The 12,639-nt window shown below is 59.9% G+C and carries 11 protein-coding genes and 1 pseudogene; 6 read left to right on the forward strand and 6 right to left on the reverse strand.

What is annotated here, in order from left to right; genetic code table 11:
• Positions 1 to 4: 4 nt before the first annotated feature.
• The 4 genes from V6607_RS26800 to V6607_RS26815 all read right to left on the reverse strand — a co-directional run bounded on the left by V6607_RS26800 (position 5) and on the right by V6607_RS26815 (position 2,838).
• Positions 5 to 613: a phage baseplate assembly protein V gene (locus tag V6607_RS26800; protein ID WP_102604888.1), complete on the reverse strand. Its 609-nt coding sequence runs from the start codon at positions 611 to 613 to the stop codon at positions 5 to 7.
• Between the two features lie 3 nt (positions 614 to 616).
• Entirely contained in the window at positions 617 to 1,132 is a 516-nt protein-coding gene (locus tag V6607_RS26805; protein WP_134327263.1) for a hypothetical protein, read from the reverse strand.
• 22 nt (positions 1,133 to 1,154) lie between these two features.
• The gene (locus tag V6607_RS26810) at positions 1,155 to 1,493 is read right to left on the reverse strand and encodes a phage holin family protein (protein ID WP_003208680.1); all 339 of its coding nucleotides are present in this window, start codon (positions 1,491 to 1,493) and stop codon (positions 1,155 to 1,157) included.
• Between the two features lie 610 nt (positions 1,494 to 2,103).
• On the reverse strand, positions 2,104 to 2,838 hold the full coding sequence (locus V6607_RS26815; RefSeq protein WP_032899152.1) for an XRE family transcriptional regulator: 735 nt from the start codon (positions 2,836 to 2,838) through the stop codon (positions 2,104 to 2,106).
• 198 nt (positions 2,839 to 3,036) lie between these two features.
• On the opposite strand from V6607_RS26815, the gene mutS reads away from it, so the two are divergent.
• A complete protein-coding gene (gene mutS, locus V6607_RS26820) occupies positions 3,037 to 5,628 on the forward strand; it encodes a DNA mismatch repair protein MutS (RefSeq protein ID WP_134327264.1) in 2,592 nt (863 codons plus the stop codon).
• Between the two features lie 142 nt (positions 5,629 to 5,770).
• Positions 5,771 to 6,094 carry a ferredoxin FdxA gene (fdxA, locus tag V6607_RS26825; protein WP_003208688.1) on the forward strand — a complete coding sequence of 108 codons (324 nt, stop codon included), beginning with the start codon at positions 5,771 to 5,773 and terminating at the stop codon, positions 6,092 to 6,094.
• 496 nt (positions 6,095 to 6,590) lie between these two features.
• Here fdxA and apbC read toward each other — a convergent pair whose 3' ends face one another.
• On the reverse strand, positions 6,591 to 7,685 hold the full coding sequence (gene apbC / locus V6607_RS26830; protein ID WP_087695282.1) for an iron-sulfur cluster carrier protein ApbC: 1,095 nt from the start codon (positions 7,683 to 7,685) through the stop codon (positions 6,591 to 6,593).
• 172 nt (positions 7,686 to 7,857) lie between these two features.
• Between apbC and metG the strand changes: the two genes are divergently transcribed.
• The 4 genes and pseudogenes from metG to V6607_RS26850 all read left to right on the forward strand — a co-directional run bounded on the left by metG (position 7,858) and on the right by V6607_RS26850 (position 11,934).
• Entirely contained in the window at positions 7,858 to 9,909 is a 2,052-nt protein-coding gene (gene metG / locus V6607_RS26835; RefSeq protein WP_003208690.1) for a methionine--tRNA ligase, read from the forward strand.
• A gap of 121 nt (positions 9,910 to 10,030) precedes the next feature.
• Positions 10,031 to 10,846, forward strand: a pseudogene (gene rsxB / locus V6607_RS26840) (electron transport complex subunit RsxB); the annotation flags it as partial.
• A gap of 156 nt (positions 10,847 to 11,002) precedes the next feature.
• On the forward strand, positions 11,003 to 11,641 hold the full coding sequence (gene nth, locus V6607_RS26845; RefSeq protein ID WP_003208694.1) for an endonuclease III: 639 nt from the start codon (positions 11,003 to 11,005) through the stop codon (positions 11,639 to 11,641).
• 107 nt (positions 11,642 to 11,748) lie between these two features.
• On the forward strand, positions 11,749 to 11,934 hold the full coding sequence (locus V6607_RS26850; protein ID WP_134327266.1) for a hypothetical protein: 186 nt from the start codon (positions 11,749 to 11,751) through the stop codon (positions 11,932 to 11,934).
• A gap of 71 nt (positions 11,935 to 12,005) precedes the next feature.
• Here the strand turns inward: V6607_RS26850 and V6607_RS26855 are convergent, their stop codons facing one another.
• The gene (locus V6607_RS26855; protein WP_003208698.1) at positions 12,006 to 12,638 is read right to left on the reverse strand and encodes a response regulator transcription factor; all 633 of its coding nucleotides are present in this window, start codon (positions 12,636 to 12,638) and stop codon (positions 12,006 to 12,008) included.
• Position 12,639 lies beyond the last annotated feature (1 nt).

A 12,639-nucleotide genomic window follows, 5' to 3' on the forward strand; every position in this document is an offset into this window, starting at 1 on the left:
CTTGTCAGGGGCTGATGACTCGACCCTGGTGGTCCACCACCGGGCCGCTGAAGTGCGCGCCGCCGGCGTCCAGCAACAGGCTGCTGCCGCCGACTTGCAGCGTGATGCCCTGGGCGCTCATCGTGAGGCTGGCGGCGCCGACCTTGATGTCGACCTGTTCGCGGGAACCTGTGAACGTGGTGGGGCCATTGACCCAGTTGAAGGTATGGCTGGCGTCGTCGTAGTCGCTCTGGGTACCGTCCTGATGGCGGCGCCGGGTCAGTGTCGAAGCGCTGGAGACCGGTGGAAAGCGGTCGCTGTTCAAGCCGAACAAGGCCACCGATTGCGCCCCGCCCTCCCCGGCGCCGTAGTTGAGCAGCAAACATTGCTCGCCTACTGACGGGATGCGGGTTTCCGTCTGTGCCCCGGCGCTGGGGTTGAAAAAGCGGATCGCCGGGGTGAGCAGTTCGCCGTGGCTGACCTTGCAGGTATTGCTGGCGGCGTCGACCTCCTGGCACACGCCGATTCGGCAGAAACTTTCGGCGCGTCGATACAGGTCTTCGAGCTGGCTTTCCATTTCCGCCAGGCGCTCCACGATCGGCCCCAGCTGCATGCGTAACAGCGCGTCGAACATGGGCTACTCCGCCAGCGGCTTGTATTGGTCGGGGTCGTCGATGTTCGAAACTTCCCAGGTGCAGGCAAAAAGCGGCTTGCCTGTGGGATCGTTGAGCAACGGCGGCCCGATATAGAGGGTTTGGGTGAAGGTGACGGTCCAGGTGTCGTAGTCCGTCTCCGCGCTGGTGCGTATTGAAGGCGCAGCGACAATGCTGGTCGGCAGGTCGCACTGCGCCTGCGGTAGGTTCCAGCGGTTATCCAGCACCAGGTCCATCAGTTGGCTGGCCAGGTCGCAGGCATCAAAGGGCAAGGCACCCGGGGCCACCATGGCCTTGAGTGAAATCCCCAGGGCATGGGCCTTGCGCCCCTCGCGGGAGCGAAGGCCCGGCCCATTGCCTTCGACCGTGATCAACACGCCGGTGTCGTTCGCGGCGCCCTGAAAGTCCTGATGAGTGCCGACCTTAAGTTCCGGAAACGCCCTGCGCAGTGCCTCGCTGATGGCCTGGGGCAATTGGGAGGGTTTTTCGATAAGTGTCATTTAAGTAGCGTCCTTGCAACGGTTACTGCGGGTCCCGGCCAGGGCCTTCGTTGACGCCGATGCGCTTGGCCGCCCAGCGTTCATAAAGGCCGATGGCCACGTCGGCGCCGGCCATGGCGGTCAGGCACCCAATGGCGCCGGCCGTCCAGATCGACATGCCGGCGGCGTAGCACAGCATCAGGGCTGATACCCCGCACACCATGCAGGCCCCCGAACGCAGGGCCAGGCGCCGCATAAGCGACCAACCGCGGGCGCCTTCCTTGTCGGCGCGCCACATTTCTCCGGAAACCCCGCCAATCACCGCCAATACGATGACCAGCCAGATAGGCATTTCCGCCAACGCTTGCTGCTCGTTTGTCATGTCACGCCTCCTGGAATGAGTGATACCGGCAGGTCGCCGGTTGTAGGTGTTTGTTTCAATTTGAATGGGTTCTCTAGGTAGGCATTCCAAAAAGCCCGGCTGCCCGGGCTTTTCAGTAATGATGTCCTCGAACTTTCGGCGCTACTGGCGCGGTACGGTTCTTTCCTCAATGTTTTTCCGACCACGATCCCTGTCTGCCGGATAACTGCTTCTGGTGCTTTACGCTGCACACCCGGGCCAGTTGCCAACCCTCTGAACCGTTAAGGCCGGTTCATCGCTGCCTGTTCTTGAAGCGGTTTGAAACTAAAGAGCGTCGGCATCCTTGCCGGTATTGCCTGGCATCCTTGCCATCGCTTCGATGGCGTCCTTGCCGGTGTTGCGTAACGTCCTTGTCTTCCTTGGCAGCATCCTTGCCGCCTCCACCAGGCCTTCTTGGCTGGCTTGAGATGAAGAATATGCATGTATGCATATACAGTCAATGCACAAATGCATTTATTTTTGCGCAATAAATGCACAGGTGCATTTATAGCCCCGCAGGCAAAGGGTTTGGTGGTTTTACGCAGACGAAAAAAAGCCCGCTCACTGGCGGGCTTTGTCTTACACAGAAGGGTTAGCGGGCGTACATGCCCCACCAGAAAACGTGACCAAGGATGCTGATCTGTTCATCCTGGATTTCCTGGAAGCTGTAGTCCTCGTCCGGATGTTCATCGCGGTTGAAGCTACGCAGGCGAATCCCGGAAGGCAGGCGATAGAGCTGTTTCACCCGTAGCTGGCCGTTGTGATTGATGGCGTAAAGATCGCCATCGACGATGTCACCAATCCCGCATTTGCCCGCATTGACACCTACGGTGGCGCCGTCGCGCAGCACCGGCAACATACTGTTGCCGCGCACCGTCACGCACTTGGCCTGGTCGAACTGCACACCGTTATGCCGCAGGCTGCGCTTGCCGAACCGCAGGCTGGCCTTCTCGCTTTCCTCGATGACGAATCTTCCTGATCCAGCAGCCAATTCAACCTCGCGCAGAAAGGGGATCGACACCTCGTCATCATTAACGGGTGTTTCGTCGTCCCACAGGCTTATGTCCTTGAGTTCCGAATGCATCGGGTCACGCTCGTCCGACCGCACCGGCACCAGCCCTGCGCGCCCGCGCAGCTGATCGGTGCTGACCTGAAAATAATCGGCGATGCGCGAGATGTGCTTGTCCGACGGATCCACGATCTTGCCGCTGAGGATCCGGGACAGTGTGGATTGAGGCACGCCGGTACGCCGGTGAAGCTCCGTGGGGGAGATCCGGTCGCGGTCCAGCAGCTCTCTTAAGACGATAGAAACGTTGCGTTTTTGCATAACGCGGATAGTGCAGGCAGTTTTGATGCTTGGCAAATGCTAATTTGCATATTTAATGCATGGAGCAGCGAATTTGACCTGACCGTTTGTGCACTGCGAAGCCCGGACCGCGCGTGTTAACCTTGCGCCCATTGCAAAAAATGCTGGGCCAAGCGCCCCCTTTGCCCCATCACTTTCAACGAATTTGCCAACTATCCAATGAGTAAAAACACTTCCGATCTGTCCTCCCACACCCCGATGATGCAGCAGTACTGGCGCCTGAAAAACCAGCACCCTGATCAGTTGATGTTCTACCGCATGGGCGACTTCTACGAGATCTTCTATGAAGACGCGAAGAAGGCGGCCAAGTTGCTGGACATCACCCTGACCGCGCGCGGGCAGTCGGCCGGGCAGTCAATTCCGATGTGCGGGATTCCATATCATTCGTTGGAAGGTTACCTGGTCAAGCTGGTGAAGCTGGGCGAGTCGGTGGTGATCTGTGAGCAGATCGGCGACCCGGCCACCAGCAAGGGCCCGGTGGAACGCCAGGTGGTGCGTATCATTACGCCGGGTACGGTGAGTGATGAGGCGCTGCTGGATGAGCGTCGCGACAACCTGATCGCGGCAGTACTGGGGGACGAACGCCTGTTCGGCCTGGCAGTCCTGGATATCACCAGTGGCAACTTCACGGTGCTGGAGATCAAGGGCTGGGAGAATCTGCTGGCGGAGCTTGAGCGCGTCAACCCGGTGGAGTTGATGATCCCGGACGACTGGCCAAAGGACCTGCCGGCGGAACGTCGCCGTGGGACCAAGCGTCGTGCGCCGTGGGATTTCGAGCGTGATTCGGCGCTGAAAAGCCTGTGCCAGCAATTCTCCGTGCAAGACCTCAAGGGCTTCGGTTGCGAAACCCTGACCCTGGCCATCGGCGCCGCCGGTTGCCTGCTCAACTATGCCAAGGAAACCCAGCGCACTGCCCTGCCGCATTTGCGCAGCCTGCGTCATGAACGCCTGGACGACACCGTGGTGCTGGATGGCGCCAGCCGTCGCAACCTGGAACTGGACACCAACCTGGCCGGCGGGCGCGACAACACCCTGCAATCGGTGGTCGACCGTTGCCAGACCGCCATGGGCAGCCGCTTGCTGACCCGCTGGTTGAACCGCCCGCTGCGGGATTTGACCGTGCTGCAAGCCCGCCAGACCTCTATTACCTGCCTGCTCGACCGCTACCGCTTTGAAAAGCTGCAACCGCAGCTCAAGGAAATCGGCGATATCGAGCGGATCCTGGCGCGGATCGGCCTACGTAATGCGCGGCCCCGCGACCTGGCACGCCTGCGCGATGCCCTCGGCGCCCTGCCGCAACTGCAAGCGGCGATGACCGAGCTGGAAGCACCGCACCTGCAGCAACTCGCAGTCACCACCGGCACCTACCCGGAACTGGCGGCGCTGCTGGAAAAAGCCATCATCGACAACCCGCCCGCGATCATCCGTGACGGTGGCGTGTTGAAGACCGGTTACGACACCGAGCTGGATGAGCTGCAATCCCTGAGCGAGAACGCCGGGCAGTTCCTGATTGACCTGGAAGCCCGTGAAAAAGCCCGCACCGGCCTGGCCAACCTGAAAGTCGGCTACAACCGCGTGCACGGCTACTTTATCGAGTTGCCAAGCAAGCAGGCCGAGCAGGCGCCGATCGATTACCAGCGCCGCCAGACCCTCAAGGGTGCCGAGCGCTTTATCACTCCGGAGCTTAAAGAATTCGAAGACAAGGCGCTGTCGGCCAAAAGCCGCGCCCTGGCCCGGGAGAAAATGCTCTACGAAGCCTTGCTCGAAAGCCTGATCGACAAGCTGGCGCCGTTGCAGGACACCGCAGCCGCCCTGGCCGAGCTGGATGTACTGAGCAACCTGGCCGAGCGAGCCCTGAACCTTGACCTGAACTGCCCGCGCTTTGTCAGCGAGCCGTGCATGCGCATCGTGCAAGGTCGCCACCCGGTGGTGGAGCAGGTGTTGACCACGCCGTTCGTCGCCAACGACCTGTCGCTGGACGACGACACCCGCATGCTGGTGATCACCGGTCCGAACATGGGCGGTAAATCCACCTACATGCGTCAGACCGCGTTGATCGTGCTGCTGGCGCATATCGGCAGCTTCGTGCCGGCGGCAAGCTGCGAATTGTCACTGGTGGACCGCATCTTCACCCGGATCGGTTCCAGCGATGACCTGGCCGGCGGCCGTTCGACCTTTATGGTGGAAATGAGCGAAACCGCCAACATCCTGCACAACGCCACCGAACGCAGCCTGGTGCTGATGGACGAAGTGGGCCGCGGCACCAGCACCTTCGACGGGCTGTCCCTGGCGTGGGCGGCGGCCGAGCGTTTGGCGCACCTGCGGGCGTATACGCTGTTCGCGACGCACTACTTCGAATTGACCGTGCTGCCGGAAAACGAGCCGTTGGTAGCCAACGTGCACCTCAATGCCACCGAGCACAACGAGCGCATCGTGTTCCTGCACCACGTGCTGCCCGGCCCGGCAAGCCAGAGTTACGGCCTGGCCGTGGCGCAACTGGCGGGGGTGCCGGCCGAGGTGATTACCCGTGCTCGCGAGCACCTGAGCCGCCTGGAAGAAACCGCGCTGCCCCATGAGATTCCCGTGGCCAGCCCGGCCAAGGCCAGCAACAAACCCAGCGCGCCGCACCAGAGCGACATGTTCGCCAGCCTGCCTCATCCGGTACTGGATGAGTTGGCTAAGCTTGACCTGGATGACGTGACGCCGCGAAAAGCGCTCGAAATGTTATATGCACTGAAGACTCGGATATAACGCAGACGCTTGCAAGCTGGTAGACTCTCGCGCGGTTTGGGATGCTGCGGGCTTTTAGCCTGGCCTGCAGACTATCGCTCCCGAACCTCGCGAGCCCTGCCACAAAGGGTTTCGCTGCCGCCGCCTGAGGAGAAAATTAGAAATGACCTTCGTCGTCACCGACAACTGCATCAAGTGCAAGTACACCGACTGCGTAGAAGTGTGTCCGGTGGACTGCTTCTACGAAGGCCCGAATTTCCTGGTCATCCACCCGGACGAGTGCATTGACTGCGCCCTGTGTGAACCAGAATGCCCGGCCGTCGCTATTTTCTCCGAGGACGAAGTCCCGGCAGAGATGCAGGAATTTATTCAGTTGAACGTTGAGCTGGCGGAAATCTGGCCGAATATCACTGAGCGCAAAGACCCGATGCCGGATGCGGCAGAGTGGGATGGCAAAAAAGGCAAGATTGCCGACCTCGAACGCTGATAGCGTCGATGCCCTCCAAAAGGCCCCTTGCGGGCCTTTTTGCATTTCTGCGGGGCGGGTTTCACTTTTCTACAGGCAAAAAAAAGGGGCGGTATGACCCGCCCACATTTTTTCCCTAGTCCCTGTGTTCCTTTTCATCGTCCTGATGAATCGCATCCTGCGAGGTTCCCTGAATCATCGTTCCTTGATGACTGTGTCAATCCGTGGACACAGGGCTGATCTTAGAGAGTTCACGGGGAAGTTCAACGGGATCCAACCCGCCGGGTTTTCGACTCAAGCGCTCAAACGCGAATAAATAATCGTTATATTTCAATAAGATAGAAATATAGGCAATCAATTCAAGACGCCCCCGCCGATGAAAAAACCCAAACGCTTACGAAAAAGTAAGTGAATGCTTACACCAGCAATTACGTAAAAGAGTAAAAAACGCCTCGTTGGTGTTCACCAGGCAAGAAAAAGCCCCGACAAGGTCGAGGCTTTTTTCCCATCCGGTGGATCAGTCGTCGCTGACAGTAATCGTCGGCATTGCCTGGGCCTCGGCTTCCTGCAGGACGATTCGCGCGCCTACGTGGCGCGCCAGCTCCTGGTAGACCATGGCAATCTGGCCATCGGGCTCGGCAACGACCGTTGGCTTGCCGCCATCAGCCTGCTCACGAATCCCCATGGACAGCGGCAACGACGCCAGCAGTTCCACGCCGTACTGGGTCGCGAGCTTCTCGCCGCCGCCTTCACCGAACAGATGCTCGGCGTGGCCGCAGTTGGAGCAGATGTGCACCGCCATGTTTTCCACGACGCCCAGCACCGGGATGTTGACCTTGCGGAACATCTCCACACCCTTGCGGGCATCCAGCAGCGCAAGGTCCTGCGGTGTGGTGACGATCACCGCGCCGGCCACCGGCACTTTCTGCGCCAGGGTCAGCTGGATATCGCCGGTGCCGGGCGGCATATCGATCACCAGGTAGTCCAGATTGCCCCAGTCGGTCTGGGTGACCAGTTGCAGCAACGCACCGGATACCATCGGGCCGCGCCAGACCATCGGTGTGTTGTCATCGGTCAGGAAGGCCATGGACATGACTTCCACGCCATGGGACTCGATCGGCACGAACCATTTCTGGTCCTTGATCTTCGGCCGGGTGCCTTCCGGGATGCCAAACATCACGCCCTGGCTCGGGCCATAGATGTCGGCGTCGAGAATCCCGACCCGCGCGCCTTCCCGGGCCAGGGCCAGGGCCAGGTTGGCGGCGGTGGTGGATTTGCCCACGCCGCCCTTGCCGGAAGCCACGGCCACCACGTTCTTGACGTTGGCCAGGCCCGGAATCTGCGCCTGGGCCTTGTGCGGGGCGATCACGCACTGGATGTCGACCCTGGCCGAGCTGACGCCGTCCAGGCCTTCGATGGCCATTTGCAGCATCTGCGCCCAGCCGCTCTTGAACAGGCCTGCGGCGTAGCCCAGCTCAAGCTGGACCGAAACCTTGTCACCCTGCACGTCGATGGCGCGTACGCACCCGGCGCTGACCGGGTCCTGGTTCAGGTAGGGGTCGGTGTACTGGCGAAGAACGGCTTCCACCGCTGCGCGATTGACGGCGCTCATGGGCTACTCCCGAAAAAAGACTGACTAAAACAGGCGGCTATCCTAACCGTTCCAGCGCCCCAGCGGCACGCTTTCGGCCTGCGGGAAAATCCGGAAACAGCCGCACGGGGTGAAATAAATTTCCCGGCGCTTTATAGTGGCCGACCTCCGTTTCATCAAGTAGCCGAGCCCCATGTCCGAGCCACGCAAGATCCTCGTCACCAGCGCCCTGCCCTATGCCAATGGTTCTATCCACCTTGGCCATATGCTTGAGTACATCCAGACCGATATGTGGGTGCGCTTCCAGAAGCATCGCGGCAATCAATGCATTTATGTCTGCGCGGACGACGCCCACGGTTCGGCCATCATGTTGCGCGCCGAGAAGGAAGGGATCACCCCGGAACAACTGATCGCCAATGTCCAGGCTGAACACAGCGCCGACTTTGCCGAGTTCCTGGTGGATTTCGATAACTTCCACTCGACCCACTCCGACGAAAACCGCGAGCTGTCGAGCCAGATCTACCTGCGCCTCAAGGACGCCGGGCACATTGCCACGCGTTCGATCACCCAGTATTTCGACCCGGAAAAGAAAATGTTCCTGGCCGACCGCTTCATCAAGGGCACCTGCCCGAAATGCGGCACTGAGGACCAGTACGGCGACAACTGCGAGAAATGCGGCGCCACTTACGCGCCCACCGACCTGAAGGATCCGAAGTCGGCCATCTCCGGCGCCACCCCGGTACTCAAGGATTCCCAGCACTTCTTCTTCAAGCTCCCGGATTTCCAGCAGATGCTGCAAACCTGGACCCGCAGCGGCACCCTGCAGGACGCCGTGGCGAACAAGATCGCCGAATGGCTGGACGCCGGCCTGCAACAGTGGGACATCTCCCGCGATGCGCCGTACTTCGGCTTTGAGATCCCGGGCGAGCCAGGCAAGTACTTCTACGTGTGGCTGGACGCGCCGATCGGCTACATGGCCAGCTTCAAGAACCTGTGCGACCGCACGCCGGAGCTGGACTTCGACGCGTTCTGGAACAAGGACTCCACGGCCGAGCTGTACCACTTCATCGGCAAGGACATCGTCAACTTCCACGCGCTGTTCTGGCCTGCAATGCTTGAAGGTTCGGGCTATCGCAAGCCAACCGGCATTGCCGTGCACGGTTACCTGACGGTCAACGGCCAGAAGATGTCCAAGTCCCGTGGCACCTTTATCAAGGCGCGCACCTACCTGGACCACCTGTCGCCGGAATACCTGCGCTACTACTACGCCTCCAAGCTGGGCCGTGGTGTCGACGACCTGGACCTGAACCTGGAAGACTTCGTACAGAAGGTCAACTCGGACCTGGTGGGCAAGGTCGTCAACATCGCCAGCCGTTGCGCCGGGTTTATCCACAAGGGCAACGCCGGGGTGCTGGTGGCTGAAAATGCCGCACCTGAGTTGACCGATGCATTCCTGGCCGCCGCGCCGAGCATCGCCGATGCCTATGAAGCTCGCGACTTTGCCCGGGCCATGCGCGAAATCATGGGCCTGGCCGACCGCGCCAACGCCTGGATCGCCGACAAGGCGCCGTGGTCGCTGAACAAGCAGGAAGGCAAGCAGGCTGAAGTCCAGGCGATCTGCGCCACGGGCGTCAACCTGTTCCGTCAGTTGGTGATCTTCCTCAAGCCGGTGTTGCCATTGCTGGCAGCCGACGCCGAGGCGTTCCTCAATGTGCCGCCGCTGACCTGGAATGACCACGCGACACTGCTCGGCAACCATCAGTTGAATGAGTTCAAGCCGCTGATGACCCGTATCGACCCGGTAAAAGTGCAGGCCATGACCGACGCATCGAAAGAAGACCTCGAGGCCAGCAAGACCGATACCGGCGACGCTGCACCTGCGGGCAATGGCGAACTGGCGAAAGATCCGTTGTCGCCGGAAATCGACTTCGACGCCTTCGCTGCGGTGGACTTGCGGGTGGCCCTGATCCTCAAGGCCGAAGCCGTGGAAGGCGCCGACAAGCTGCTGCGCCTGACCCTGGACATCGGTGATGAACAACGCAACGTGTTCTCGGGGATCAAGAGCGCCTATCCGGACCCATCCAAGCTCGATGGTCGCCTGACCATGATGATCGCCAACCTCAAGCCGCGGAAAATGAAGTTCGGTATCTCCGAAGGCATGGTGATGGCGGCCGGCCCTGGCGGTGAAGAGATCTACCTGTTGAGCCCGGACAGCGGCGCCAAGCCGGGTCAGCGCATCAAGTAACAATGGCTAACTGCCTCATGGTCTCGGCCATGGGGCGGTTTCAGCTAGTACCCCCTCCTCGCTTGCCGGATAATCGGATTCTGTTTGCTGTCGGCCCGTTGTTGGCTGTGGCTTTTCCGGGTTCCAACGCAATGATCAAACCATGAGCCTGATTCAACGTATCGACGCCCTGCTGCCGCAAACCCAGTGTGGCAAATGTGGGCATCCTGGCTGCAAGCCCTACGCAGAAGGCATTGCCCAAGGCGAGGCGATCAACAAGTGCCCTCCGGGCGGCCAGGAAACCATTACAGGCCTGGCGCAGCTGTTGAAGCTCCCGGTGCTGGAGTTGGACACATCTCGAGGGGAAGCGCCCGCACAGATCGCGTTTATCCGTGAAGCGGAGTGCATCGGCTGTACCAAATGCATCCAGGCCTGCCCGGTGGACGCTATCGTCGGTGCTGCCAAATTGATGCACACGGTGATTGTCGACGAGTGCACGGGTTGCGACCTGTGTGTAGCACCCTGCCCGGTTGATTGCATCGAAATGCGTCCGTTGAGCACCGTGGTACCGATTGTCGGCGGGCTGGCCTCCAATGATCATGAACGCGAGGCACGCAGCCTCAAGCGCGACCGGGCCCGGCGACGGTTTGAACAGCGCAACGCGCGGCTGCAACGCGAAGAGGAACAGAAACTTGCCGAACGCCAGGCACGCTCCAAGCGCGCCGCCCCGGTAGCTGCGGCCACAGTCAACCCGGTCCAGGCGGCCATTGAGCGGGTTCGTGCACAAAAAGCCGCGGCCATGGACGCCGCCTTGAAGAAGGCCAAGATCAACCTGGCCATGAGCCGCGCCCAATTGCACAAATCCCTGAAAGCTTTCGGCCACCCGCCGACCTTTGAACAGCAGTCGCAGTTGATCATTCTGCAACAGCACTTCGAAACGGCAGAGCAGGCGCTTGCAGCACTGGTGGTGGCTGATGCCCGCACTTGACCCCCTTGAGCACCGGCACCACCTGATGAAGCGTGTACTGCCGGTGCACGCCGCGTTTATCCTGCTCGGGTTATTGGGCCCGTTTTTCGTAACCACACTGACTGTCCGCAAGGAACCGCTCGCCCCATGAACGCCGCAAAACGCCTGGAAATTTTCCGCCGGCTTCACGAAGACAACCCGGAACCGAAAACCGAACTGGCCTATTCCTCGCCGTTCGAGTTGCTGATCGCCGTGATTCTCTCGGCCCAGTCCACAGACGTCGGCGTCAACAAGGCCACCGCCAAGTTGTATCCGGTGGCGAACACCCCGGAGGCTATCTACGCGCTGGGGGTTGAGGGGTTGTCCGAATACATCAAGACCATCGGCCTGTACAACAGCAAGGCGAAGAATGTCATCGAGACATGCCGGCTGCTGGTGGAACTGCACGGCGGCGAAGTACCGCAAACGCGCGAAGCCCTGGAAGCCCTTCCGGGTGTTGGCCGAAAAACCGCCAATGTGGTGCTCAATACGGCATTTCGCCAATTGACCATGGCGGTGGACACGCACATCTTTCGGGTCAGCAACCGAACCGGTATTGCCCGCGGAAAAAATGTGGTGGAGGTGGAAAAACAGCTGATGAAGTTCGTGCCCAAGCCGTATCTGCTGGACTCGCATCACTGGTTGATCCTTCACGGACGCTATGTCTGCCAGGCGCGCAAGCCGCGCTGTGGCAGCTGCCGCATCGAAGACCTGTGCGAATACAAGGAAAAGACTTCCGACGATTGAGCCATCATTGCTTTTATCGATGAGTCGATTGAAAAAATCTTTTTTACCAGGCCCGAGATTATCGTTATAAGGAGCGCCAACGGCAGTCTTAGCCTGGAGTTAACCTTATGAGCACTGGCAAAGAACAACTGGATGTAGAAGACGACGTTGTTGGCGCTGAATCCGACGATGATGCAGCAGAAGCACCGCTAGAGGTGGCCAAGACCAATTTGAGCAAACGCCGCACCATCGACAACCTTCTGGAAGAGCGGCGCTTGCAAAAACAGTTGGCCGATTACGACTTCGATCTCTAATCGATCCAACGATAAACAGAAGCCTCCCTTGCGGAGGCTTTTTTCTGACTGGATGTAAATGTGAGGCCGGCCTACACCAGGCCGTTTCGCTGGGCCAGCTCGATCAAGTCCACCAGCGAGCGGGCGTTGAGCTTGAGCAGCAAGCGGGTCTTGTAGGTGCTCACGGTCTTGTTGCTCAGGAACATGCCATCGGCGATCTCCTTGTTGGTCTTGCCGCGGGCCAACTGCTGCAACACCATCATCTCCCGGCCGGACAGGCGCTCGACCATGTCCGCTTCGCTGGCGTTACCCATTGTGGAGCGCACCGAGTTCAACGCCTGGTTGGGGAAGTAGCTGTACCCGCACAGCACCGCCTTGACCGCGCTCAACAGCTCGGTGAGATCCTGTTGCTTGCACACGTAGCCGGCAGCACCCGCCTGCATGCACCGCATCGAGAAATGCCCGGGCGCCTGGGACGTCAGCACCAGCACCTTGAAGGGATGTGCCTGTTTGGTTGATGACAGCCGGCATATAACTTCCAGGCCATCGAGTTTGGGAATTCCAATATCCAGTATGACAATGTCCGGCATATGCTCGCGCGCAAGTTGCAAGGCATCGACACCGTTATCGGTCTCGGCAACGACCTCATAACTATGACGTTCCATTAGCATACGCACAGCAAGACGAATGACGGGATGATCATCCACGATCAGCACTTTATTCATG

It is taken from the genome of Pseudomonas sp. KK18, from assembly GCF_037094675.1.
In the GTDB taxonomy this organism is placed as follows: domain Bacteria; phylum Pseudomonadota; class Gammaproteobacteria; order Pseudomonadales; family Pseudomonadaceae; genus Aquipseudomonas.